This window comes from Shimia sp. NS0008-38b, assembly GCF_040370365.1.
Lineage (GTDB): Bacteria > Pseudomonadota > Alphaproteobacteria > Rhodobacterales > Rhodobacteraceae > Shimia.
In genome coordinates this window covers 1,097,243-1,121,326 of the sequence record NZ_BAABWQ010000002.1, presented here as the reverse complement: position 1 = coordinate 1,121,326, position 24,084 = coordinate 1,097,243, and the positions used below count along the sequence as shown (strand labels likewise).

The window sequence follows — 24,084 nt, the reverse complement described above, 5'->3', positions numbered from 1 at the left end:
TGTCCTCTTATTCAGCAGGTTTGCCGTAGTGGGCGTTAAAGTCTTCTTCGATAGTGGCCGGTGGTGTTGTCGGCTTCTCGATCACACCCAAGAGAGGCAGGATCACGAGGAAGTATGCGAACCAATAGGCCGATGCGATCAGCGAGAAGGTTGCATAGGGCTCTTCTGCAGGCATGGCACCGAGCCACATCAGCGCGATGAAGTCGACAACCAGCAGAGCGAACCACCACTTGAACATCGGGCGATAGCGACCAGAGCGAACACGTGATGTGTCCAGCCAAGGCACAAGCGCCATAACAATGATCGCGGCAAACATCGCCAGAACACCGAAGAATTTGGCGTCAATGATGCCACCGGTGATCCAGCTTGCAAACATCACGACCCAGACCTCAGACGTAAAGGCACGCAGGATCGCGTAGAACGGCAGGAAGTACCATTCCGGCACGATGTGTGCAGGCGTCGCCAGAGCGTTTGCTTCGATGTAGTTGTCCGGGTGACCCAGATAGTTCGGCATGAAGCCAACAACCGCAAAGAAGATTACCAGGATCAGAGACAGCGCAAACAGGTCCTTGATCACGAAGTAAGGCCAGAACGGCAGGGTGTCTTTCTTGGCTTCTGCTTTGGAGTCGCGACGCACGTCAACACCGGTGGGGTTGTTGTTGCCCGTGGTGTGGAACGCCCAGATGTGCACGATAACCAGAGCGGCAATCACAAATGGCAGCAGGTAGTGCAGCGAGAAGAAGCGGTTCAGGGTGGCGTTGTCCACCGCAGGGCCGCCAAGCAGGAATGTCTGCAGAGCGTCGCCCACAAACGGGATGGCGCCAAACAGGCCGGTGATCACTGTTGCGCCCCAGAAGGACATCTGACCCCAAGGCAGAACGTAACCCATAAAGCCGGTTGCCATCATCAGCAGGTAGATGACCATGCCGACGATCCATGTGATCTCACGCGGAGCTTTGTAGGAACCGTAGTAGAGACCGCGGAAAATATGGAGGTAGACAGCAAAGAAGAACAGCGAGGCGCCATTCATATGCAGATAGCGCAGCATCGCACCACCGTTCACGTCACGCATGATGTGTTCGATCGAGGCAAACGCCATGTCGACATGCGGTGTGTAGTGCATCGCGAGCACAATGCCGGTCACAATTTGCAGCGCCAGACAGAATGCGAGAACAATACCCCAGATCCACATCCAGTTCAGGTTCTTCGGAGTGGGGATCATGAGCGTGTCATAGATCAGGCCAATCACCGGCAAGCGGGTTTCGACCCATTTTTCGCCCTTTGATTTGGGCTCGTAATGATCGTGAGGAATTCCGGACATGAGCGCTTTCCTTATCCGAGGACCAGTTCGCTGCCCTCAAAGCGGGCAATCGGAACGTGGAGGTTTTCAGGCGCCGGACCTTTGCGGATACGGCCGGATGTGTCGTAGTGGGACCCGTGGCATGGGCAGAACCAGCCACCAAAGTCGCCAGCACCGTCACCCAAAGGCACACAGCCAAGGTGTGTACACACACCCATCATCACCAACCATTCGCCGGTTTCATCCATGGCGCGGTTTTCGTCCATGGCATCGGTACCGGGTTTGTTGGCGTTTTCGCTGTCCTTATCAATGGTCAGCTCATCCAGGGTCACGGCGCGGGCTGCGTCGATCTCATCCTGAGTACGGCGGCGAATGAAAACTGGTTTACCCAACCATTTCACCGTCAACTGCGTGCCTGGCTCAATGCCAGAGGTATCAACGCGAATCGAGGACAGCGCGCGCACGTCTGCGGAGGGGTTCATCTGATTGACCAGCGGCCAGACGGCAGCACCAGTCGCCACGGCACCCGCGCCAGCGGTGGCGTAGTACAGGAAATCTCTGCGGGTGCCTTCGTGATCTTCTGCGTGGGACACGAGGTTCTCTCCATTTCTTAAGCCAAAAAGCGGCCCATGTCGGTTCAGGCCGCAGTCACCCGCAGCCTCTCCCCGCCGCTATTTAACGAAGGTGTTGCAACCCGTCCAGCGAACATTCGCTTATCTTGGGATGTCGCGTCCCTCTGTCGCGCTTAACAAATGGTTTTGAAGGCGGTCATCCAGCACCAGCACAGCAGAGATGCAGCCCGAAACAGCGTCGATTCAATGCGCCAAATTTGGCGCACTGCCACTATAGGCTCTGCGAAAGCTGTCCACCGGAGGTTTTTGGCCCCCGCAAAAAGGTGTTTTCTCAATGGTCGCAAAAATCTCGGGCGACGTTCGACTTGGCTGACGCAAGGGGCAGCGCCCAGTAACCGCAGCTTCATTCCATGGCGAATCGCGGTGGGCTGGCGCGCTCTCGGCAAACTGTCTAAGGATTTCAAGGCAACACATTGAAAGGTGCGGGCCGTGATCAGCCTGAAAGATCTGGAATTTTTGTCATCGCTTGCACGACACGGGCATTTTGCTCGCGCGGCGGAGGAGTGCGGCGTTTCACAACCCGCATTCAGCATGCGCATTCGAAAGCTGGAAGAACGCCTTGATGCGGCCATTGTAAAACGCGGCAACCGCTTTCAGGGCTTCACGCCCGAAGGTGCGGCCCTTGTACGCCATGCGCGCACGATCATGGACAGTGTAAAAGTGCTCGAAGAGGAATTTCGCTCAGCGGGCGGCGACATCACTGGGCAACTTGCCTTGGGCGTTGTGCCAACGGCTGTGAGTTTTGCCGCCGAAACAGTGCGGCGCCTGCGGGACGCACATCCCGGCATCACTGTGCGTTTGCAAACAGCATCCTCCTTAGCCATCCAACAGGGGTTGGAGAACGGGGTTTATGACGCAGGAATCAGCTATGGCGAGGGCGTGTCGCCGGAAATGATGCGGGTCGAGCACCTTTACGACGAACGTTACATGTTGCTTGCGCCAAGAGCACTGGCACCACGCCTCGCAGGCACTGCCACCTGGGCGGAGGCTGCCAAACTTCCCTTAAGCTTATTGGAACCGGGCATGCAGAATCGCCGCATTCTGGATTTGGTGTTTCGAGAGGCGGGGCTGTTCCCAACGGTCATTGCGGAAACCGGTGAATTCACATCATCGATGCTTCTGGCTGCCAATGGGAGTGCGGCCACAGTGATTCCCGAAGGGCTTGCCGACAGCCTTGGTGAGATGGGTGGCACCGTGACGTTGCCACTTTCTGATCCAACCGTCGAAAAAGATGTCAGCCTCATCTCTCCGTACCGCACCCCCGGTTTGTCGACGGTGGAAGCACTGCGGCGAATTTTGATGCCAGACGCATCATAATCGTTACTTATCACAAGTTAAAAATTACATATTTGATTATCACTTTACCTGATGCCACCCTAAGCCATCTGGTAGGGAGAATATCATGGTACCGCTGGACGACTCAAAAGGCGTTTGGAAGAAAAAAGGCACTGGTAAATCACGCCGGATGCCCAAAGGCCGACAGGTCACAGATGCGGCATTGGCCGACATACAGGCGCTGCTTGGGGATCGCCCGCGCCGCCGAGACCTACTGATTGAATTTTTGCACCTGATTCAAGATGCTTGCGGGCATTTGTCTGCCGCCCATATATGCGCGCTTGCCGAAGAATTGCGCATTGGGCAGGCGGAAGTGTATGAGGTTGCCACCTTCTATGCCCACTTTGATGTGGTGGCCGAAGATGAAACTCCACCGCCCGCTTTGACCATTCGTGTCTGTGATTCGCTGTCGTGTGAATTGGCTGGCTCAGAACAACTCCGCCACGCGCTGGAAAGCGGCATGGATGCAAGCCAAGTGCGTGTGTTGCGCGCGCCCTGCATGGGTCGGTGTGATACAGCCCCGACGCTGGAACTTGGCCACAAGCATATCGACCATGCCACCGTGGAGAAGGTCGAGGCTGCGATTGCGGCAGGCGATACCCACGCCCATGTCCCCGATTTCGAAAACCTCGACGCCTACCAAGCTGACGGAGGATATGAAGAGCTGACCAAGCTGCGCAACGGCGGCGATTGGGAAGCCGTACAGGATCAAATTCTGGCCAGCGGGTTGCGCGGTCTGGGAGGAGCCGGCTTCCCGTCCGGTAAAAAATGGGGCTTTGTGCGCGCAAATGAGGGCACACGATACCTTGCCGTAAACGGCGACGAAGGCGAGCCCGGAACATTCAAAGACCGCTACTATCTGGAGCGCCGTCCGCATCTGTTCCTAGAAGGCATGTTGATCGCGGCTTGGGCGGTAGAGGCAGAGACATGCTTTATCTATCTGCGGGATGAATATCCGGCTGTGCGCGAAATCCTGACGCGTGAGATTGCCGCGCTTGAAGCTGCGGGACTTGTCGCGCCTGGCTACATTGACCTGCGCCGCGGGGCGGGTGCGTATATCTGTGGTGAAGAGAGCGCGATGATCGAGTCCATTGAGGGCAAACGCGGCCTTCCACGCCATCGCCCACCATTTGTAGCCCAGGTCGGCATCTTCAATCGCCCCACTTTGGTGCACAACGTCGAGACACTTTATTGGGTGGCGCGTGTTGTGCGCGAAGGCCCGGAAACCATGTCGGCAACTGAGCTGAATGGCCGCAAGGGTCTGCGCAGCTATTCCGTGTCTGGCCGTGTCAAAGCGCCCGGCGTTTACGAGCTGCCTGCGGGCTCTACGATTTTGGACATCATTGATGCCGCTGGCGGTATGTTGGAGGGCCACACCTTCAAGGCCTATCAACCGGGCGGACCGTCCTCAGGTTTGTTGCCCGCGTCGATTGCGGATGTGCCGCTTGATTTTGACACTCTGCAACCCTTGGGCACCTTCATCGGGTCTGCTGCTGTTGTGGTACTGTCAGATCACGACAGTGCGCGGGATGCGGCTCTAAATATGCTGAAGTTCTTTGAAGATGAGAGCTGTGGACAGTGTACGCCGTGCCGGGCGGGTTGTGAGAAAGCTGTAAAACTGATGCAAGCGGATAACTGGGATCAACCACTGCTTGAGGACCTGTGTCAGGTAATGGGCGACGCCAGCATTTGTGGCCTTGGGCAGGCAGCTCCGAATCCGATCCGACTTGTAATGAAACACTTCGGAGAGGAAATATGATCTCTTCCGAAGGTGGCGCTTGGCTTTTTCTTACTGGAGCGGTTGCCGCTGCAGGTTTGCATCTGGCCCTGATTTTAGGGGCGCCGATTGGATACATGACCATGGGCGGGCGCAACCCAGGTGTTCTGCCTGCTTCGGCGCGCATAGCATCAGCGTTTCAAGGCGTGCTGGTTCTGGTTTTGGCGCTGATTGTGATGCAAGCCGCTGGAGTGATCTCTGTGGGGTTTGTGCCATGGGCGAAATGGTTGATTTGGGTGATTGTCGCAATTGGTGCGAGCTCTTTGGTGGCCAACACGATCACCCCCAGCAAACCCGAGCGTTGGTTTGGCATCCCGGTGGCGCTCGCGCTGCTTTTGGGCAGCTTGACAGTTGCTTTGAGCGTGTAAAGCGCGGAGGAGTGGAGTTATGACACAGATGGACTTGGGCGCGTTTTCCATGAGTTTGGCCGTGAAAGATCTGGCCGCCAGCCGCGCGTTTTATGAAAAACTGGGGTTTGAAATGTTTGGCACACAGCCTGCGGAAAACTGGTGCATTCTGAAGAATGGTGATCACATCATTGGTTTGTTTGAGGGCATGTTCGACTCCAACATTTTGACCTTCAATCCCGGCTGGGATCAAAACGCGCAGAACACCGAAAACTTCACCGACGTTCGCGCATTGCAAAAACAGCTGAAGGCCGAAGGGCTTGAGCTTATGAGCGAGGCAGACGAGGCCACAAGCGGGCCTGCGAGCCTGATGCTGAAAGATCCGGATGGCAACACCATCCTGATCGACCAACACCGATAGAAGGGGTCCGCTATGCTTGATGCCAGCCAGACCAACACCGTTACGTTTTCTCTCAACGGCAAGGATGTGACCGTTCCTGATGGCACCAGCATCTGGGACGCTGCCAATGGACGTGGGTTTGTAATCCCGCATCTGTGTCATAAACCGGCCAAAGGCTATCGCCCGGACGGCAACTGCCGCGCCTGTGTGGTTGAAGTCGAGGGAGAGCGCACGTTGGTGGCCTCCTGTATTCGCCCGGCCGCCGACGGCATGGTTGTGCACACCGAAAGTGCGCGCGCGCTCAAAGCCCGCGAGATGGTGATGGAGCTGTTGGTCGCAGATCAGCCCGATGTGAAACACGATGCGTCCAGCCATTTTGCCGATATGGCCGCGCAAGTTGGGGTGGAACAGTCTCGATTCCCTGCCAAAGAGGCGGACAGCATCCCGCTTTTGGATGCGTCTCACGTGGCGATGAATGTGAATCTGGATGCCTGTATCCACTGTAATCTTTGTGTACGCGCTTGCCGCGAAGTGCAGGTCAATGACGTGATCGGCATGGGCGGACGCGGCAATACGGCACAGATCATCTTTGACCAAAGTGATCTGATGGGAGAGTCCTCCTGTGTGGCCTGCGGCGAATGCGTACAAGCCTGCCCAACCGGTGCTTTGATGCCCGCGGCCGTGCTGGACGAAAACCAAGCCGGGGACAGCGCAGATTTTGACCGCGAAGTGGACAGCGTCTGCCCCTATTGTGGGGTCGGTTGCCAAATCAAGTTTAAGGTCAAAGACAACAAGATCAAATATGTTGAGGGCATTGATGGCCCGGCCAATGAAAACCGTCTCTGTGTCAAAGGCCGATTTGGCTTTGACTATATCGACCACCCGCACCGGCTCACCAAACCTCTGATCCGTCGCGAAGATGCGCCTGCCAAGGGGTTGAACGTTGATCCCGGCAATCTGATGACGCATTTCCGCGAAGCAAGCTGGGATGAGGCGTTGGATTTCGCGGCCGATGGTATGGCACGGTTGCGAGACGAAAAAGGCACTAACGTTGCTGGATTCGGCTCTGCGAAGTGTTCAAACGAAGAAGCCTACTTGTTCCAGAAACTGATCCGTCAGGGCTTTGGCCACAACAACGTGGACCACTGCACACGGCTCTGCCACGCCTCTTCTGTGGCGGCATTGATGGAAAACGTGGGATCCGGTGCGGTGACCGCAACCTTCAATGAGATCGAAAACGCCGACGTGGCGATCGTGATCGGCTGCAACCCGATGGAAAACCACCCGGTGGCTGCGACTTATTTCAAGCAATTTGTAAAGCGCGGCGGCAAGTTGATTGTCATGGACCCCCGCGGCCACGGCATGAAACGCTTTGCCAGCCACATGCTGCAATTCAAGCCCGGTGGCGATGTGTCGATGTTAAACGCGATCATGCATGTGATCGTGCAAGAAGGGCTTTATGATCAGCAGTACATCGAAGCCTACACCGAAAATTGGGACGCGATGAAGACCCATTTGGCAGACTATCCGCCAGAGAAAATGGCCCCGATCTGCGGCATCGCGCCTGAGATGCTGCGCGAGGTTGCGCGTACTTTTGCCGGTGCCAAAGCCGGGATGATTTTCTGGGGTATGGGGGTGAGCCAACACATCCACGGCACTGACAATGCACGCTGTTTGATCTCACTTGCCTTGATGAGCGGTCAGGTGGGCCGCCCCGGTGCAGGTCTTCACCCACTGCGCGGTCAAAACAACGTGCAAGGCGCCTCTGATGCGGGTTTGATCCCGATGTTTCTGCCAGACTATCAGTCTGTGATGGATGATGGTGTCCGTTCAGCCTTCACAGACGTTTGGGAGAGTGAAGACTTCTCCAACCAGAAGGGTCTGACCGTGGTGGAAATCATGGATGCGATCCATGAGGGCAACATCAAGAGCATGTACATTCTGGGCGAAAACCCAGCGATGAGCGACCCGGATGTGGACCACGCCCGCGCGGCATTGGCCAAGCTGGAGCATCTTGTGGTGCAGGACATCTTCTTAACAGAAACCGCAAACTATGCGGATGTGATCCTGCCCTCTTCTGCGTGGTACGAAAAGTCCGGCACCGTGACCAACACCAACCGTCAGGTGCAGATGGGCCGCCCAGTGACAGCCCCACCGGGTGAGGCCAAGCAAGACTGGTGGATCGAGGTGGAGCTGGCCAAACGGCTGGGCCTGAATTGGACCTACACGCACCCCAAAGAAGTGTTTGCCGAGATGAAGCTCAACATGGGCAGTTTGGACAACATCACGTGGGAACGTCTTGAAGGTGAAGCTGTGACCTACCCCTCACTCAGCCCCGAAGACCCCGGTCAGGCGATTGTGTTTGGTGACGGTTTCCCGCGGCCAGAGGGGCGTGCGAAATTCACCCCTGCCAAAGTGGTGTCACCTGACGAGACACCGGATGACGACTATCCAATGGTGCTGATCACCGGGCGTCAACTGGAGCATTGGCACACCGGCTCGATGACCCGCCGTGCGAGCACTTTGGACGCGCTGGAGCCGGAAGCAAACTGTTCACTGCACCCGCGTACTTTGGCAAAACTGGGCGTGGCGCCGGGTGACTATGTTCAACTCACCACGCGCCGTGGCACAATCACCGTCATGGCACGGGCCGATCGTGCGGTGGCCGAAGACAATGTCTTCCTGCCCTTCGCTTATGTCGAAGCGGCGGCCAACATTCTAACCAATGCAGCACTTGATCCCTACGGCAAAATTCCAGAGTTCAAGTTCTCCGCGCTGAGGGTTGAAAAGGCCGATACCCCTATCGCCGCTGAGTAACATTTCCCACGTACCAAAAAGGCCGCGCCTCTGTTTCAGGGCGCGGCTTTTTTATGTGTTTTGCTGTGTTAGAGACTAATCGTTTGGCACCGTGGCCAGCATGCTGTCACGCTTGGCAAACTCTGCATACCAGCCAGCAAGCCCTTCACGGCCTTGGCGCCAATCGCGCTCCCCATGGCGGAAATCCAGATAGCCCAGCGCGCATCCAATGGCGATTTGACCCATATCCAATGGACCATAAAGATGGCTCATCCAGCGTTCATTGAGCGCGTCCAACGCCCCTTCAACTTTACCCCATTGCGCTTCAAGCCAATCCTCAAACACGATCTCCGCAGGGCGCAGTCGCTTTTCATAAACCATCAACACGGCCGCTTCGAGCATACCATCTGCAGTGGCCTCCAGCGTCAGCACATCCCACAGGCGTTCTTCAGGATAGAGATCAGCCTCCGCGCGTGCGACCAGATAGCGGCAAATCACCCGGCTGTCGTAAATGGCGGGACCATCAGGGCGCACAAGGGCGGGAATTTTGCCAAGGGGATTGGCAGCAGCAGCAGCATCCGCAGTGGATAGCGCGGTGGTGTGCACGCGCGCCAGCTCAACGTCGTCAGTTTGACTGGTTTCCGCAAGCGTCACGCGGACCTTCCGTACAAACGGCGACGCTGGGGAATGGATCAACTTCAATTTGCTCATGTCTCTCACTCTGTTTCAGGGTCAGCAAAGGGGGATTGCATAAGCGCGGCCAATTCACGGGACTCGCTGCCGATGCCATAGGCCGCCATCTGTGCAGCCGCTGATTGGCGCACCGCGGCAGGTTTGTTTTGTCCAAGCTTCCACGTGCCCTGCACGTCCTGAACGGTCATACGGAAAGGCACGATCATGCGCAGCATCCGCTCAAAGCTGTCCCCTGACATCTTATCGCGCGTCCAGGGTTTTTTGGGCTCCAAATGGGTTTCAAAATGTGCGGACAAACGGTCGAGCACATTCGGTAGGTCCTCAGTAGGCAAAGGATGCAGATCACCGACCAAATGGACAGCCACATAGTTCCACGTTGGCACCTGATCCTGCACGCCATACCAATCCGGCGACACATAGCTGTCCGGTCCAGTGACCGCCAAACGTGCGGGGGTCGCGCCGCGCACCGCGCGCGCCATCGGATTGGAGCGCACCAGATGTAGATCAACGGTTTTGCCATCATCTGCGATCAGAAACGGCACATGGCTCATCAACGGAGGCCCATCAGGGTCAGAGATCGACAAGCTCCCAAACCCGCGCTCTTTGGCAAACTCCAGATTGTGCTCAATTTCGGTGCCCCGAAAGGCAGGATTGGGATGCATTTCTCGCGCCTCATCTCTGATGTGACGCGATGGTGCAGGGCTGGTTAGGGATTGGCAACCTCAATTGCGCCCGCAAAGATCAAAGGTGTATCCCCCTCACGCCACATCGCCAATTTTGGCATAATCGCCGCAAAAGTTTCAGAGGCCAAAAAGCTCTCCAACCAACGCGCGACATTGGGGCCAGCCTCTGCATCAAATCGGGGTTTGTCGATGAAGGCAAATTGGCGCACAAACGGCAAAATGGCCATATCGGCCAAACGCGGCGCATCATCAAACAGCCCGGTTTTATCTCCAATCTGTTGATCCAACCGGTTCAGAAAACCCATCGCTAAGGCGCGTTGCTCTTCAGCGTCACATTCTGGATACCGCGTGTCATATTTGGTGCGATCTAGTGCTGATTTGAAGGGGCCATCGCAGGCCTCGATCAGCCCCATACCCACCTCAGGCATGTCCAACCAGCCCAGCGGATCATGCTGACGGAGCGCCCAAATCATCACATCGAGACTTTCATCAATCACCACATCAGCTGCCTGCAAACAGGGCACTGTGCCACTTGGCGAGGTCGCCAAGAACGCTGGCGCTTTGTCGCGCAACAAAATCTCTCGCAGTTCCACAGCCACACCAGACGCCGCAACAGCAAGGCGCGCACGAATGGCGTACGGACAGCGACGAAAAGAATAGAGGATAGGCAAATCCATGAGTCTCACCTTGTCATTGGGCCGAAAATACCTCGCGAGCTTGGGTGCGCTGGCCCCTCGATGTGCTCACGCCACCAAGGTCTGATCCCGCACATCCAGAATCGGGGCTGTTACAATCGCACCTTCCACTTGGGGCGACTCAAAGCGCACCTCAGTGAATTGCTCGGTGCGTCCCATATGCCCGTTTTCCATCAGAATACGATGGGTTTTGCCCAACTGTGCTGCCAGATGATCAGCCACCTGCGCCGCTCCTGCGGCCCGCAATTTCGCGGCACGGGCTTTGATCACATTGCCATTCACTTGGTTGGGGATTTTCGCAGCCGGAGTACCGTCACGTTTGGAATAAGGAAAGACATGCAGCCAAGTGAGGTCACAGTCCTGCACAAGCTTCAATGAATTTTCAAAATGCGCGTCAGATTCAGTAGGGAAGCCCGCAATGATATCGGCGCCAAATGTCATGTCTGGTCGCAGCTTTTTGGACTCCTCACAGAACCGGATCGCATCGTCGCGCAAATGCCGCCGTGCCATCCGTTTGAGGATCAAGTCATCGCCATGCTGCAGCGACAAATGCAAATGCGGCATCAGACGCGGTTCTGTTGCAATCGCCTGCATCAGGTTGTCGTCCACCTCAATGGAATCAATTGAGCTGATCCGCAGACGCGGCAGATCGGGCACCAATTTGAGAATGCGCATCACCAGATCGCCAAGTTTGGGCTGCATCGGTTGATCCGCACCCCAACTGGTCAAATCCACACCCGTCAGCACAACCTCGTTGAAACCTTTGTCCACCAGCCGTTTGATTTGATCAACCACCACACCCGCAGGCACAGAGCGCGAATTGCCACGGCCATAGGGGATGATACAGAAGGTGCAGCGGTGGTCACACCCATTTTGCACCTGCACATAAGCCCGGCTGCGTGTGCCAAAGCCATCAATCAAATGTCCCGCAGTTTCTGTGACCGACATAATGTCATCCACCTGCACACGCTCAGTCTCGCCAATAAAATCTGCGGCCATACCCTGCCATGTGGCGGGGTTCATTTTTTCGGTGTTGCCGATGACTTTGTCGACTTCACCCATAGCGGCGAAGGTCTCCGGTTCTGTCTGCGCGGCACATCCTGTGACGATGATCTGCGCAGCCGGGTTTTCACGGCGCAGCCGGCGGATTTCCTGACGGCTTTTGCGCACGGCCTCAGCCGTCACGGCACAGGTATTCACAACCACAGCATTCTCAAGCCCTGCGGCCTGCGCCATGTCTTCCATCGCCTGCGATTCATAAGAATTCAGACGACACCCCAAGGTGGTGAACTTTGGTGGCAAGGCTGTCATCGGGATCGATCCAAAAACTCAGCGGTGAATGTGCCGGAAAATACGTGCTCGGTCGCGCCCGTCATCCAAACGCCGTCCGCTGCCCAGTCAATCCACAGCGTGCCGCCATCCAAATCGATTTGTACTTTTCGGCCAGTCAACCCGCGACGCGCAGCGGCAACTGCGGTGGCACAGCTGGAAGACCCAGAGGCCAATGTGATGCCCACGCCACGCTCCCAAACCCGCATGCGGATGTGATCCGGTCCGATAACCTGTGCGACCTGCACATTGGTACGCTCTGGATAAAGCGCGTGATGTTCGTGTGCCGCACCAAAGGCGGCCAGGTCGACAGCCTCAGCATCGTCTACGAAAAATGTGCAATGTGGATTGCCCATACCGGTTGCCGTGGGCGCGCCTGCGATAGCCAGTTCCAGTGTGTCCATCTCATACGCCAGCGGAATCTCATCCCATGACAGCTGTGGATGACCCATGTTAACCGAAACCAACCCCTCACCCGCTTCCTTTGCAAACAAAGTGCCACGGTCCGTGGTGAGGGTCAGGGTCTCTGAACCCGACTCGTTCATCAAATGGCGTGCGATACAGCGCGTCGCGTTGCCACAGGCCGCTGAGGTGGACCCATCAGAGTTGTAAAACGTCAGATGCGCATCAGCATTGTTGCCCTCTGCCCCATGGGCAATCACCGCAAGCTGATCAAATCCCACACCTTTTTGACGGTGCGCAATCGCTTTGATCTGCCCATCGGTCAAATCAAAAGAGCGCGCACGCGCATCCACAACAACAAAATCGTTGCCAAGCCCATGCATTTTCATAAAGGGCAAAAGTGTGTTCACTTGTGTATCCATTGGCCGCATATACGCCCCTTGGTCTTTAGTTTCCAGAGCCGCGAAATTTTTCTTGAGAATCGGCTTGACCGCCCTCTTCTCTCAGCATAGTAACCGCCCACCAGAGAGTGGGCCGTTAGCTCAGTTGGTAGAGCAACTGACTTTTAATCAGTGGGTCGTAGGTTCGAATCCTACACGGCTCACCACTTTCACCAAAACGCAAAATTGGATCGGGTCGTAGCAATTCGACGCGTCACAGTATTTTTTTGATACGAGCCCGGCACTTAGGATCGGGCAGTCGTCAAAACGCGCTTGAGCAATCGGATTCTCGATGAGCTGCTTAGCTCCAATGGAGATGTTTGCCGTTTCTGCCGAACCCCTCTTGCAACCTGTGGCACCCTTTAGGGGGTTTTCAGATAAACTCGCCCGTACAAAAGGGTACTCATGCTGCAACACACCATGTTCTCTATGGTGCCATAGCTGCGGGCAAACGGCAGTCGCCAACCGATACCCTAAGCCAACTGCGAAGATCATGCGCCCGGTGGGTTTTCACGGAAACTGTCTATTATCTGGTTTGATTGGTCGAGCATACTGTCGACAAAAAGCTGCACGACCATTGCTCGATGCTTTAGTCGCGCCTCAGTCAGGCGCTCCACGGTATGTACAAGGGATGTAAAGCCCAAACCGGTGTTTTCTTGGACCGGCGTAAACGCGCTTGGTACGCCAAGAAATATGTCGCTCTGAAGCAGATCTAAAATCAGCAAAGTCTCGGAAAAAAGATTGTGCTGATATTGAGCTGATCGGCTTTTTCCAATGAGAGCCGATTGCACCAAAGTACTGACAAAACGGGCTCTCAGAATCGAGTATTCAGACTTCGCCACATCTCCGAACTCCCCACCGTCATCATATCGCAATCGAATGTCTCGCGAGGGGCTCGCATCAAAGCTTGCCACCAAAGCCATTGTCGACGCAAAAAATATCGCGAGCCCAAGAAATGGACCGGCAGCTAAATGATCCGCCTCTCTATTGGCGCCAGACGTCCACATGTGAAGTGCTCTGAGCGCCATGGTATCTGCCACAGACTCTGCTTCAAACGACCTTCGCTTGTTGAGTTCTTTTTCGAAGATATGACAGGCTTCATGGGCCAAAGCGAATGAGAGCGCATAGCACGGCGAAAACGCCAATACCTCAGAGATTTTTCCTTTGAATTTTGGATGCCCAACCTTACTGATTGCGGTCAAGAATCCGCCAAAGACGTTGTCTATCAACGCATCATAGGGATGTTCCAGGAAATGGTGCAAAACCCACGATAACGTGCCGCCTTGAGAGGCAACGATCAAGTCGATGAGGCCATCAAGAGCACCGGGTGGTTCGCCGCCACGTGCGAACCAGTGGTTTATGATACGTTCATGGAAGAGGGAGTTGCCGGAGCCAATGGAGATGGTTTCGGCATATTCGGAGGTATCAGCGTCATACAAAGCATCGCCGAAACTGGTGCAAAAAAGCACAATGAAAGTCACGTACTCAGCTGAGGCTACAATGTAGGCGTAATGCTCGCCGTCCATGGCATAGATTTCGCACCGGCCTGATTTCGGTGCTCGGACACAAATTCGCGCAAACTGCTCAGGGTCAAATGTATTGTCGTCACTCACATAGAGCTGCACAAACAAGGCTTGCAGCCACGCCTCTGTCGAATTTCCGTATGATGAGGGGGAGAACATCCATTCGGTCTCAACGGAAAACAAATGGGGGTGTTTTTCTTTGGCCAAATAGATGAACCAGATCGCACCGAGTATTCCACCTGGGAGGTCGGCGTTCAATTCCGGAAGTTTGCTGGATAGGCGGGACAGAGCAAAATCAAGCTTCGGGCGCAATTTAAGCGCGACATCCCCAAGGGTTTCAGGCGGCCGCCACTCCGCGTTGGGGTGATGCCGCCCTTCATACAAGCGGTCAAACTCTTGTTTTGGACACACACCGGATATCATCGCCACTCAATCCCTTTGCGTGTCTCAATGCCATTGTGTTCGACAATAGTTTGAGATCCCAGATCGAAAAACCAACACTGCGAATGCAAACAGGTTTTCAATTCCGTTGCTTCCGATCACCTCAGAAGGGATTGCTGCGGCAATGGCCGCGATCAGGTCCAGATCTGAAGCATGATCTTCGTAGGCTTTTCTAACCAACGTACTTTGGCACACCGATTTCTGGCACTCTTTCATCGCCGCTTCTAATTTCAGCCGCAGCTCTCTGGTTTGATCCCGCAGGAAACCATGCTGGCCGGGTGGTAAGAACGCAGCTTCAAGTAACTCTTGCTCGTTCGCATCAATCAGAATTTCATGAGTCATTCTCTTGCTCCAAATTGTCTCTTTACCATGGAGATTCCCAGAATATTTGCAATGGATTGGGTCTGTGCAGCAGAGATAAGATACCTTTTCTTGAAGGTCTTCAGGAACTCTATTTGCTTGGTTTCACAGTCGTCCGATGTTTCATCAAAGAAACGGCTTCCCAATGCCACGTCACTCGGTCTCAGGATTGCCCTTACGGCCTAGACCATCATGAAGTCGCGGGCCGTATAAACGCGTGAAACGCACGGTGATCAACCATTGGTCCGGCAACGATACCCGTGTTTCGTCGCGCATCTTTCAGAGATGTTGCGGATCGCTCTGAAATGTCTTGCGTCAGGTCGGCACAAACACAACATCCGATGGCAACTGAGCGTTCGCGATCATGCGTGCGTTTCTCAGATCATTGCCCTCAGCGCGCTGTTCCGCCTTTTCTTGAGACAATCCATGCCTCAACCAGCGGTCTACCAATCGGCGGCGCAGCACTTCAGGGGACACATCAAGTGCAACAGAGATGTCCCAAAAACCCGGCAAGTCACGCCAAAGCGGTGCGTCAAATAGCAGATAGTTCCCTTCGACAATGACAGTGTCACACGACTTGGCAAGTGTGCCGCTTTCGGGAACAGTCACATCACGGGCGCGGTCAAACGTGGGGAAAAGGAGCTCTGCGGTATCGTGAAATTTGGAGACCAAATCCAAGAAACCTGGCACATCAAATGTCTCCGGAGCGCCCTTGCGGTCCAACAACCCGCGGTCAACCAAAGCCTGATTGGACAGGTGGAACCCGTCCATCGGGACAATTGTGGCATTGCATCCAAGAGCGCCTAAATGGCGGCCCAGAGAAATCGCCAAAGTAGACTTGCCACTCGCAGGTGGTCCGGACAATGCCACAACCCGGCGTAAACCGCGTCGTGGCACGGCCCAAACGGCCTGCGCCACGTCCTCAAGACTGCTGAGGGTGTGCGTCATGCGGCCTCTAGAGGGGCGGTTTTGGCGCCAGTCATAAAGGCCACGGCATCCGACATGGTGTAGTCTTTGGGATCAATCACACAGAGCCGTTTTCCGAGGCGGTGCACGTGGATACGGTCGGCCACCTCAAACACATGGGGCATGTTGTGGCTGATCAGGATGATGGGAATGCCGCGCGATTTCACATCTTGGATCAATTCGAGCACCTTGCGGCTTTCTTTGACACCTAAAGCTGCGGTGGGCTCGTCCAAGATAATGACTTTGGAGCCAAAGGCCGCCGCGCGGGCCACAGCCACACCTTGGCGCTGCCCACCTGAGAGTGTTTCCACGGCCTGATTGATGTTCTGAATGGTCATCAACCCTAACTCCGTGAGTTTGTCACGCGCAAACTTCTCCATCGCGGGGCGGTCCAGTTGACGCATGATCGAGCCTCGAAAACCGGGTTTGCGCAACTCTCGCCCCATAAACATATTGTCTGCAATCGAAAGTGCGGGTGACATGGCCAGCGTTTGATAAACTGTCTCAATACCGGCTTCCCGCGCCTCAATGGGGGAGGCAAAGGACACCTCGCGTCCCTCAAGCGTTACGGTGCCTTCGTCCGGCGTGATCGCACCTGATACGGCCTTAATCAACGAACTTTTGCCTGCTCCGTTGTCACCAATCACGGCAAGTATTTCGCCCGGCATCAAATCAAAATCACAGTGATCAAGAGCCGTCACACGACCATAACGTTTGACCAACCCGCGGCCTTTCAAAATCGGTTCCATTATGCGGCCACCTTTCTAATCCACTGATCCACGGCCACCGCCGCAATGATGAGCACCCCAATCAAGAGGTAAGTCCATTGAGCATCCGCCCCTGCCAAGCGCAGGCCAAGCGTGAACACACCCACGATCAACGCACCAAAGAAGGTGCCCAGAATGGAACCACGGCCGCCAAACAGCGAAATGCCTCCGATCACCACAGCCGTGATGCTCTCAATATTCAAAAGTTGCCCGGATGTTGGCGAGACGGAACCGATCCGCCCGATCAAAGCCCAGCCTGCAAATGCACAAATCAGACCTGCCAGAGCATAAACGGTGATCAACGTGCCTTTGACGTTCACACCTGAAAGTTCCGCAGCCTCGGGGTCATCCCCAACGGCGTAGACATGACGCCCCCAGGCCGTGTGTTTAAGCGCATAGGCCAGCACCACAACCAGCACGACTAAGAAGGCCACCCCTAGGGTAAATACGGCGTCCCCGACTTTGAATTTTGTGCCCAACAGCTGCAACAGCGGAGCATGCTCTGCGATGTCTTGTGAGCGGATGGTTTCGTTGGCGGAATACAGGAAATTGGCCGCCAGAACGATCTGCCACATCCCCAAAGTCACAATGAAAGGCGGCAGTTTCATACGCGCAACCAGCCAGCCATTCAAAGCACCTATTGCTGTGCCGAACGCCAACCCACAGGCCACAGCGACCACAGGAGGCAAACCATATCTGAAAGTGAACTGCCCCATGACAACAGAGGAAATCACGGCAATCGCCCCGACGCTGAGATCAATGCCCGCCGTCAGGATCACCAAGCTTTGCGCGGCGGCAACGATGCCAACAATCTGCACCTGTTGCAGGATCAGTGTCAGCGCAAAGGGCGAGAAGAATTTGCTGCCCAAAAGCAGACCAAACACAACCAGTGCAAGGACCAGTACAATCAAAGGAACAAGCGCAGGCGTCGTGTGCAAGGCGTGATGAAACCGCCCTACCAGACCTTTGCCATCATCCTCAAAAGACGCGATTTCAGAGGATGCATCAGCAACGACGGTTTCGTGTTCTGCGGTTTGGGGCATTATGTCCCTCATTTTGTTGGAAACATGTGTATTGGAAGAAATGGGCGAATATGCATTCGCCCATAAATTTGATGTTTTTCGATATCAAAAGGCTCTTAGCCCCAGCAAAGCTCAGTGCCTTTGGCCGTGTCAATGCTATCAACACCATCCACAGGGTTGTCAGTGATCAATGTCACGCCGGTATCAAAGAAATCCTTGCCTTCGCTGGCTTGCGGTTTGGTGCCATCTTTGGCCCATGCCGCAATCGCTTCGATGCCTTTGGAGGCCATAAGAAGCGGGTACTGCTGCGAGGTTGCGCCAATCACGCCATCTTTGACGTTTGCCACACCGGGACAACCGCCATCAACAGAGACAACCAGCACGTCGTTCTCACGACCGATGGATTTAAGCGCCTCATAGGCACCGGCAGCGGCCGGCTCGTTGATGGTGTAGACCACGTTGATCATAGGATCTTTGGCCAAGAGGTTTTCCATGGCTTTGCGGCCACCCTCTTCGTTGCCGGCAGTGACATCATTGCCAACGATGCGAGGATCGGTTTCATCCCCCCATTTGTTTGGGTCACCCAAATCGATGCCAAAACCTTGCAAGAACCCTTGGTCACGCAGAACACCCACTGTTGGCTGGCTTACGCCCAGATCCAACATGGCAATCTTGGCATTTTGGGCCTCATCACCCAATGCAGCAGCGGCCCATTGGCCGATTAGCTCGCCTGCAAGAAAGTTGTCGGTCGCAAAGGTCATATCCGCCGCGTCAATTGGCTCAAGCGGAGTGTCGAGCGCGATGACCAGAAGGCCCGCATCCCGTGCCTGCTGAACCGCTGGCACAATGGAGCTTGTGTCAGATGCAGTAAGCAAAATGCCGTTTGCGCCATTGGCAATGCAGGTTTCGATTGCGGCCACTTGTGTCTCATGGTCGCCATCCACTTTGCCTGCATAGCTGTTCAAAGTGATGCCCAGCTCTTCGGCTTTCGCGGTCGCGCCCTCGCGCATCTTTACGAAGAATGGGTTTGTGTCTGTCTTGGTGATCAAGCAGGCGCTGATGTCATCTGCTGATGCGGTGGACGCCAAGGCCGATACGACCAGCGCGGTTGTTGCTAAAAGTGCTTTCATAATTTCCTCCCTGGAAGCTGAAACAGCTTTGAGAACAGGTCCTCTTCCTGTCCGCCTGCACCACGATGGTGGGTACAGGTTGGCCTTAGGGAACTCCGATTCTGACCTGACTGTCAATAAATAAATTAACTTTATTAATTAATCGTCGCGCGCTATCTTTCTATCCCAACAGGAGATGCCTATGGTTGGCGATATGGAAGCCAGCAAAATCAGAAAGCTAAGCGGGGGGGTGAACCAAAGTGGTGTTCGCGCCCATAATGAGCGTTTGCTTTTGTCTTTGATTCAAAGACATGGCGGGATGTCTGGCGTGGAACTCGCAAGGCGTATGGGATTGTCGCCACCCGCAGTCTCCACCATTCTTAGGAAGCTGGAAACCGACGGGCTGCTCCGACGTGGCGCGCCAGTACGCGGCAAAGTGGGCAAACCCTCGATCCCAATGGAACTCAATCCAGAGGGCGTTTTCTCTTTCGGGCTGAAGATCGGACGCCGCAGCGCCGATCTACTGCTACTCGATTTTGTTGGACAGGTTCATGCGCGGCGACATGCCACCTATGATTACCCACTGCCCGAAACTGTGTTTGGGTTTCTGCGGACTGGTTTGGACGACTTGCTTGCTGACATGAGCGCGGCATCGCGCGCACGTTTGTGCGGTCTTGGAATTGGCGCACCTTTTGAGCTTTGGAAATGGAACGATCTGGTGGGCGCACCCGCAGAGAAATTCCGTTCATGGAAAAACGTCGATTTTGATCAAGAGGTTGCGAAATTCAGCGACCTTCCGGTGTTTATGGTCAACGATTCCACCTCAGCCTGTCGCGCCGAACATCTCTATGGGCGCGGCAAAGAGTTCCGAGACTATGCCTACTTCTTTGTGGGATCGTTTATTGGTGGCGGCATCGTGATGAATCACACCGTCTTTGAGGGCAATCAGGGCAATGCAGGAGCTCTGGGCTCAATGAGGGCCACCGGTCCATTGGGCGAGAGTCGTCAGCTGATTGACGTGGCCTCGATCCATGTATTGGAGTCCCGCATTGTTGAAGCGGGAATCAATCCTGATGTGCTTTGGAGTCACCCCCAGGATTGGAGCGCCCTGTCGCGCTACGTCGAGCCGTGGATCGGGCAAATTTCACAAGAACTGGCAAAGGCTTCGTTGTCGGTATGCTCGGTCCTAGACTTTGAGGCCATCCTGATTGATGGCGCCTTTCCAGCCGAAATCCGTGACGAATTGGTGGAGCGTGTGCGCCGTTACATCGTCAACCAAGACACGCGCGGTCTGATCTCTCCTCGGATCGAGGCAGGCAGCGTCGGTACCAATGCGCGCGAAATAGGCGCGGCCAGCAGCCCGGTGTTCCGTCAGTTTCTGCTGGATACCAATGCCGGTTTGGCGGCGATGTGATGTAGTCCGTGCGACTACACCGCGATGGGCACCAAATGATTGTCCCATTGCAAACGGTGTCGCATTGTCTTGCCCTCCGGCGTACCAACCAGCCCGGTTCCTGTTGTATAGACAAACCCAGCAGATGTAGATCCAAGACCACAGACATCCTCAGCCTCAAATGCCTTAAGAAACGCCGCGGTGTCCATATCAAACACATGTAGTGCTCCCCCGCGCGGAGAGGTGATTGCGACATGTCGCCCATCGCCGGACAAAGCCACACTGCCAGCATAACCTTTCAGGTGCCGATGATCGGCTTTGGGCGCGGCAAGAAGTTGGGCATGACCGCCGCGTTTGTGCAGTCCCAGAAGCGGGGGCACGTGAGCTTCGCTCCCCTGCCACTGCATCGCAAAGGCAGCGGTTCCATCACGATGCACCGCAAGGTGCCGGATTGAGTTTTTGTGCATCTCAGATGGCAACTCTACGCTCTCAAGCCGTGCACCGGTGAGGCTTAGATATGTCAGATTGGGGCGCATGGTGGGTAGATTGAGCTTGGCACGCCCCATATCCGGATGCGTTTCGATCCCACCATTGGCCACCAACAAGCTTGTGCCCTTGTGCACCAGCTTGATGTCATGTGGACCAACACCACCGGAGAAAAACTCGCCCAAACGCCGGTATGTCTGACCCGCCTCCCATACGCCGATCACACCTTCACCTGCCTCAAAGTTGTTTTCTGAGGTAAACAGCGTTTGGCCATCCGCAGAAAAGGCGCCGTGGCCGTAAAAGTGTCGTCCTGCAGGCGCAGATAGCTGCGCGAGCACTGAACCGTCGCGACAGTCCAGCACCACAGCAAACGTACCCGGTCGGCGGGCAAACGCCACCGCCTCCGCGCGTGTTGGATGCGCAGCAGCGGCATGTCCGCGCGCCGGCAGCGGGATGACAAATGTGATATCGCCGCTGGCCCTCAGACCAGCCAACACAAATTGCCCGTTGTGATCTCGCGCTGCCGATAGGAACTCTGGCGTTCCAACGCTGGCCCAACTTGTGGCGGGCAACAGCCCACTTGCTGCCAACCCTGCTAAGATGCGGCGGCGGCTGACCATATCAGTCGCCGTCCAACGCATTGAACCCGCCAGTCACACCAAGGGCGGGACCGAGCTCCAGCGTGGTGATTTCACGCACTCGGTTTAGGTATTGCTGTAGAATCTCGACCCGAAGTCTGCCTTGAATGTCTCTTACACCTGCAAATACCGGATCATCCTCAAGATCTGCGACCTGCCCATGCACAAGCCCAAAAGCCGCGCCATAAGCCTCATCTAGTGCCGGTGTCTGTGTGGCGAGGATGGAGGCCAACTCTTCCAAAGCGATGCTAGAGGCCGCGACATTTCGCAAACTGCGTTCAGAGCGGCGTGCTTCCGCGCGCGTTGGGCGTGGTTTGTCAAAAGTGCCCAGCGGTCGGCCAAGGCGCACATCCACGTCAAATTGCAGCCCCGCATCCAGCGTTTTAAAGATCGTCTGAAGCGCCTCTTTAGAGGTTTGGAAAGGACCATCCTCTGACGGAAAACTCATGGTGTCCCCGTACCCGCTTTGCCAGTCGATAAGAATGGCGTTTGCCTGCAACGCGATGTCCGCGGCAACCCGCTGCACCAAGGCGCACTGATAGACCGGCGTGCCCATTTGACGGATGCGATCATCAAATAGCAGGTATTCCAAACCAAAAAACCCGCGCCCCGCCACAGAGACATGCGCAAAATCCTCAGCAGTGTTGATCACAGGGTCTTCGGCAGCGATCAGGCGGCTTAGAGCTTTTGGTGTAAACCCCTTGGTGTCTGGCCAAAATGCCAGCGCAAAGCCGCGATCATCGACTTCGGAAGGACCAAACCGAAGATGGCTGACGCCCATCCAAGCATCAAAAGCATCGTGATAGGCCGCGCGCAGCGTGACCGAGGTGGAAAGACAATCTGCCTGCGCCGCCATATGCAGTGTTTCCGTGGCTGTCGCAAGACGCTCAAACCCCGGCACGATGTGCTCCTTAACGGCCGCTTGCACCAAGGCATGCTGATCTACCGGTTGCGCCTCTTGAGCCATCAAAGGCGGCGCGCACAAGGCAGCACACATAACAGCAAAGCGTTTGAACATCACAGGCTCTCCAGAAATCGGATCAATGCGGCGCGGTCTGCGGGCGGCATATCTATCACACGTGTTTTCATAACTTCCGCCTCGCCGCCATGCCAGAGCACAGCCTCCAGAAGGGAGCGTGCGCGACCATCGTGCAAGAAATGACTATGCCCGGACACCCGTTTGGTCAAACCGACACCCCACAAAGGTGGCGTGCGCCATTCCCGCCCTGTTGCGCGGGCTTCTGGTCGTCCATCAGCCAGACCTGCGCCCATGTCGTGCAACAACATATCGGTGTAGGGCCAGATCAGCTGAAAACTCTGCGCCGGTTGGTTCGGCAGGCGATGTGTCACAAAATTTGGGGTATGACAGCTTGCACAACCGGTGCTGTGAAACAGCTCTTTGCCACGCAACACCTGAGCGTCACCGACATTGCGCCGCGCCGGCACAGCCAAATTGGCGCTGTAAAACGTTGTTAGGGCCAAGCCTGCGTCATCCACTTCAAAGCTGCGCACATCCTTGTCCCCATGCGGCGCTGTCACGCAGGCTTCCTGACGAGATGAGCAATCGCCGTGCCCGGCGGGAAACAACGACGTCGAAATGCCGATGTCTGCCGCAAATGCACCTGCAGTTTGCTGGCGCAATGTGGGCGCACCCGCTTTGAGCCCAAACCGGCCCAGCATTGGACGCTGGTACTCTACCGACCACACGATATTGGCGCGCCCAGAGACGCCATCACCATCGACATCTTCCGGGTCCTCGCCTGCGAGAATATCCACGGCGGGTATGGCCTCCAACAAGCCAAGGCCAATCATCTGGGGCGCCACGCGCGGGCTGATCATGACCTCGGGATCAAGCGGACCGTACCCGAGATCTTTGACTTCAAAGATAGGACGGCGCAATTCTGCGGACTGTCCGCCCGAGAGGGCCACCTCAAACGTCTCATACCGGGTTTCGATACGGGCCTCTGCTGGGTGACCTGGCAGGCTGAAATCCTGCAACTGCGTGCCATACGTCGGCTCTGGTCGAGTCGCCAGAAACCCTTCGATCTCATAGATCTGTTCCGATTGTGTCCCGGGCACTGAGAGTTTTAGCGCAAATGAAATCGCATCATCTTCTGGCCCATCCGGGGCATGTCCGCGCCCACCGCGCAGGTGGCAACTCTGACAGGCCCGCGCGTTGTAGAGCGGGCCCAAGCCATCCGAGGCCAACGTAGATGATGGAGCGGAGACCCAGAGCTTTTCAAACATCGCTTCGCCCAAGCGGAAATCCAAACCGGAATCAGCATCTAAGTTGGCGGAGGGTTGTTTGAACGGCTGGTTGTCTGCACGCACCGGCACAGTGGCCGCCCCAGCAGTGCGGGCTTCATAGGCTTGTGGCTGCGAAAACTCTGTTGGTGGCGCGATGACGGCGCCAACACGGGCGGCCTCCGTCTCTGAGCGCGGTACAAAGTCTAGGTGTCGATCATCCAGCGCGCAAACCGAGGTGGCGCATAGGCCGAAAACTGCGGCAGAAGCTATTGATCGGTACGTTGGCATTGTCGCTACGATTGA

The 24,084-nt window shown here is 55.7% G+C and carries 22 protein-coding genes and 1 tRNA gene; 7 read left to right on the top strand and 16 right to left on the bottom strand.

Annotation, left to right across the window (positions count from 1 at the left end; genetic code table 11):
- Nucleotides 1-7: 7 nt before the first annotated feature.
- Entirely contained in the window at nucleotides 8-1,321 is a 1,314-nt protein-coding gene (petB, locus tag ABWV47_RS11550) for a cytochrome b (protein ID WP_353311859.1), read from the bottom strand.
- An 11-nt stretch (nucleotides 1,322-1,332) separates the two neighbouring features.
- Entirely contained in the window at nucleotides 1,333-1,893 is a 561-nt protein-coding gene (gene petA, locus ABWV47_RS11545) for a ubiquinol-cytochrome c reductase iron-sulfur subunit (RefSeq protein WP_353311857.1), read from the bottom strand.
- A 468-nt stretch (nucleotides 1,894-2,361) separates the two neighbouring features.
- Between petA and ABWV47_RS11540 the strand changes: the two genes are divergently transcribed.
- The 5 genes from ABWV47_RS11540 (at nucleotide 2,362) to fdhF (ending at nucleotide 8,608) form a co-directional block, all read left to right on the top strand.
- Entirely contained in the window at nucleotides 2,362-3,249 is an 888-nt protein-coding gene (locus ABWV47_RS11540) for a LysR family transcriptional regulator (RefSeq protein ID WP_353311855.1), read from the top strand.
- An 85-nt stretch (nucleotides 3,250-3,334) separates the two neighbouring features.
- Nucleotides 3,335-5,026, top strand: coding sequence for an NAD(P)H-dependent oxidoreductase subunit E (locus tag ABWV47_RS11535; protein WP_353311853.1), 1,692 nt, complete (start codon nucleotides 3,335-3,337; stop codon nucleotides 5,024-5,026).
- Complete coding sequence (locus ABWV47_RS11530; RefSeq protein ID WP_353311851.1) at nucleotides 5,023-5,412, top strand: hypothetical protein; 390 nt, start codon at nucleotides 5,023-5,025, stop codon at nucleotides 5,410-5,412. Before ABWV47_RS11535 ends, ABWV47_RS11530 begins: the two co-directional genes overlap by 4 nt.
- 19 nt (nucleotides 5,413-5,431) lie before the next feature.
- Nucleotides 5,432-5,812 carry a VOC family protein gene (locus ABWV47_RS11525; protein WP_353311849.1) on the top strand — a complete coding sequence of 127 codons (381 nt, stop codon included), beginning with the start codon at nucleotides 5,432-5,434 and terminating at the stop codon, nucleotides 5,810-5,812.
- Between the two features lie 12 nt (nucleotides 5,813-5,824).
- Nucleotides 5,825-8,608: a formate dehydrogenase subunit alpha gene (gene fdhF / locus ABWV47_RS11520; protein WP_353311847.1), complete on the top strand. Its 2,784-nt coding sequence runs from the start codon at nucleotides 5,825-5,827 to the stop codon at nucleotides 8,606-8,608.
- Between the two features lie 75 nt (nucleotides 8,609-8,683).
- Here fdhF and ABWV47_RS11515 read toward each other — a convergent pair whose 3' ends face one another.
- From ABWV47_RS11515 to dapF, 5 genes are all read right to left on the bottom strand, one after another.
- On the bottom strand, nucleotides 8,684-9,289 hold the full coding sequence (locus ABWV47_RS11515; RefSeq protein WP_353312102.1) for a glutathione S-transferase: 606 nt from the start codon (nucleotides 9,287-9,289) through the stop codon (nucleotides 8,684-8,686).
- Nucleotides 9,290-9,303: 14 nt separating this feature from the next.
- Complete coding sequence (locus ABWV47_RS11510) at nucleotides 9,304-9,942, bottom strand: FMN-binding negative transcriptional regulator (RefSeq protein ID WP_353311845.1); 639 nt, start codon at nucleotides 9,940-9,942, stop codon at nucleotides 9,304-9,306.
- 44 nt (nucleotides 9,943-9,986) lie between these two features.
- Nucleotides 9,987-10,640, bottom strand: a complete 654-nt coding sequence (locus ABWV47_RS11505; RefSeq protein WP_353311843.1) for a glutathione S-transferase — start codon at nucleotides 10,638-10,640, stop codon at nucleotides 9,987-9,989.
- Between the two features lie 66 nt (nucleotides 10,641-10,706).
- On the bottom strand, nucleotides 10,707-11,969 hold the full coding sequence (mtaB, locus tag ABWV47_RS11500) for a tRNA (N(6)-L-threonylcarbamoyladenosine(37)-C(2))-methylthiotransferase MtaB (protein WP_353311841.1): 1,263 nt from the start codon (nucleotides 11,967-11,969) through the stop codon (nucleotides 10,707-10,709).
- Entirely contained in the window at nucleotides 11,966-12,820 is an 855-nt protein-coding gene (dapF, locus tag ABWV47_RS11495; protein ID WP_353311839.1) for a diaminopimelate epimerase, read from the bottom strand. The genes mtaB and dapF overlap by 4 nt, the downstream gene beginning before the upstream one ends.
- Before the next feature lie 100 nt (nucleotides 12,821-12,920).
- On the opposite strand from dapF, the gene ABWV47_RS11490 reads away from it, so the two are divergent.
- A tRNA-Lys gene (locus tag ABWV47_RS11490) sits at nucleotides 12,921-12,996 on the top strand.
- Between the two features lie 324 nt (nucleotides 12,997-13,320).
- Here the strand turns inward: ABWV47_RS11490 and ABWV47_RS11485 are convergent.
- From ABWV47_RS11485 to ABWV47_RS11460, 6 genes are all read right to left on the bottom strand, one after another.
- Complete coding sequence (locus ABWV47_RS11485) at nucleotides 13,321-14,781, bottom strand: hypothetical protein (RefSeq protein ID WP_353311837.1); 1,461 nt, start codon at nucleotides 14,779-14,781, stop codon at nucleotides 13,321-13,323.
- 18 nt (nucleotides 14,782-14,799) lie between these two features.
- On the bottom strand, nucleotides 14,800-15,135 hold the full coding sequence (locus ABWV47_RS11480; RefSeq protein WP_353311835.1) for a hypothetical protein: 336 nt from the start codon (nucleotides 15,133-15,135) through the stop codon (nucleotides 14,800-14,802).
- A gap of 333 nt (nucleotides 15,136-15,468) precedes the next feature.
- Nucleotides 15,469-16,101: an AAA family ATPase gene (locus ABWV47_RS11475; protein ID WP_353311834.1), complete on the bottom strand. Its 633-nt coding sequence runs from the start codon at nucleotides 16,099-16,101 to the stop codon at nucleotides 15,469-15,471.
- Nucleotides 16,098-16,868, bottom strand: a complete 771-nt coding sequence (locus ABWV47_RS11470; RefSeq protein ID WP_353311832.1) for an ATP-binding cassette domain-containing protein — start codon at nucleotides 16,866-16,868, stop codon at nucleotides 16,098-16,100. The genes ABWV47_RS11475 and ABWV47_RS11470 overlap by 4 nt, the downstream gene beginning before the upstream one ends.
- Nucleotides 16,868-17,929, bottom strand: a complete 1,062-nt coding sequence (locus tag ABWV47_RS11465) for an ABC transporter permease (protein ID WP_422062580.1) — start codon at nucleotides 17,927-17,929, stop codon at nucleotides 16,868-16,870. Before ABWV47_RS11465 ends, ABWV47_RS11470 begins: the two co-directional genes overlap by 1 nt.
- A gap of 95 nt (nucleotides 17,930-18,024) precedes the next feature.
- The gene (locus ABWV47_RS11460; protein ID WP_353311828.1) at nucleotides 18,025-19,038 is read right to left on the bottom strand and encodes a sugar ABC transporter substrate-binding protein; all 1,014 of its coding nucleotides are present in this window, start codon (nucleotides 19,036-19,038) and stop codon (nucleotides 18,025-18,027) included.
- A 193-nt stretch (nucleotides 19,039-19,231) separates the two neighbouring features.
- Between ABWV47_RS11460 and ABWV47_RS11455 the strand changes: the two genes are divergently transcribed.
- Nucleotides 19,232-20,431, top strand: coding sequence for an ROK family transcriptional regulator (locus ABWV47_RS11455; RefSeq protein WP_353312100.1), 1,200 nt, complete (start codon nucleotides 19,232-19,234; stop codon nucleotides 20,429-20,431).
- A gap of 14 nt (nucleotides 20,432-20,445) precedes the next feature.
- On the opposite strand, the gene ABWV47_RS11450 is transcribed toward ABWV47_RS11455, so the two are convergent.
- The 3 genes from ABWV47_RS11450 to ABWV47_RS11440 are packed head-to-tail and all read right to left on the bottom strand — an operon-like array spanning nucleotide 20,446 to nucleotide 24,069.
- Nucleotides 20,446-21,537, bottom strand: coding sequence for a DUF1513 domain-containing protein (locus ABWV47_RS11450; protein WP_353311826.1), 1,092 nt, complete (start codon nucleotides 21,535-21,537; stop codon nucleotides 20,446-20,448).
- A complete protein-coding gene (locus ABWV47_RS11445; protein ID WP_353311825.1) occupies nucleotides 21,518-22,552 on the bottom strand; it encodes an imelysin family protein in 1,035 nt (344 codons plus the stop codon). Before ABWV47_RS11445 ends, ABWV47_RS11450 begins: the two co-directional genes overlap by 20 nt.
- Nucleotides 22,552-24,069, bottom strand: coding sequence for a di-heme oxidoreductase family protein (locus ABWV47_RS11440; RefSeq protein ID WP_502959700.1), 1,518 nt, complete (start codon nucleotides 24,067-24,069; stop codon nucleotides 22,552-22,554). The genes ABWV47_RS11445 and ABWV47_RS11440 overlap by 1 nt, the downstream gene beginning before the upstream one ends.
- Nucleotides 24,070-24,084: the final 15 nt, after the last annotated feature.

Coding starts and splice junctions, on each gene's coding strand:
- petB (WP_353311859.1), bottom strand. CDS start 1,321: ATGTCCGGAATTCCTCACGATCATTACGAGCCCAAATCAAAGGGCGAA.
- ABWV47_RS11535 (WP_353311853.1), top strand. CDS start 3,335: ATGGTACCGCTGGACGACTCAAAAGGCGTTTGGAAGAAAAAAGGCACT.
- ABWV47_RS11530 (WP_353311851.1), top strand. CDS start 5,023: ATGATCTCTTCCGAAGGTGGCGCTTGGCTTTTTCTTACTGGAGCGGTT.
- ABWV47_RS11525 (WP_353311849.1), top strand. CDS start 5,432: ATGACACAGATGGACTTGGGCGCGTTTTCCATGAGTTTGGCCGTGAAA.
- fdhF (WP_353311847.1), top strand. CDS start 5,825: ATGCTTGATGCCAGCCAGACCAACACCGTTACGTTTTCTCTCAACGGC.
- ABWV47_RS11510 (WP_353311845.1), bottom strand. CDS start 9,942: ATGCATCCCAATCCTGCCTTTCGGGGCACCGAAATTGAGCACAATCTG.
- ABWV47_RS11505 (WP_353311843.1), bottom strand. CDS start 10,640: ATGGATTTGCCTATCCTCTATTCTTTTCGTCGCTGTCCGTACGCCATT.
- mtaB (WP_353311841.1), bottom strand. CDS start 11,969: ATGACAGCCTTGCCACCAAAGTTCACCACCTTGGGGTGTCGTCTGAAT.
- dapF (WP_353311839.1), bottom strand. CDS start 12,820: ATGCGGCCAATGGATACACAAGTGAACACACTTTTGCCCTTTATGAAA.
- ABWV47_RS11480 (WP_353311835.1), bottom strand. CDS start 15,135: ATGACTCATGAAATTCTGATTGATGCGAACGAGCAAGAGTTACTTGAA.
- ABWV47_RS11475 (WP_353311834.1), bottom strand. CDS start 16,101: ATGACGCACACCCTCAGCAGTCTTGAGGACGTGGCGCAGGCCGTTTGG.
- ABWV47_RS11470 (WP_353311832.1), bottom strand. CDS start 16,868: ATGGAACCGATTTTGAAAGGCCGCGGGTTGGTCAAACGTTATGGTCGT.
- ABWV47_RS11465 (WP_422062580.1), bottom strand. CDS start 17,929: ATGCCCCAAACCGCAGAACACGAAACCGTCGTTGCTGATGCATCCTCT.
- ABWV47_RS11460 (WP_353311828.1), bottom strand. CDS start 19,038: ATGAAAGCACTTTTAGCAACAACCGCGCTGGTCGTATCGGCCTTGGCG.
- ABWV47_RS11455 (WP_353312100.1), top strand. CDS start 19,232: ATGGAAGCCAGCAAAATCAGAAAGCTAAGCGGGGGGGTGAACCAAAGT.
- ABWV47_RS11450 (WP_353311826.1), bottom strand. CDS start 21,537: ATGCGTTGGACGGCGACTGATATGGTCAGCCGCCGCCGCATCTTAGCA.
- ABWV47_RS11445 (WP_353311825.1), bottom strand. CDS start 22,552: ATGTTCAAACGCTTTGCTGTTATGTGTGCTGCCTTGTGCGCGCCGCCT.
- ABWV47_RS11440 (WP_502959700.1), bottom strand. CDS start 24,069: ATGCCAACGTACCGATCAATAGCTTCTGCCGCAGTTTTCGGCCTATGC.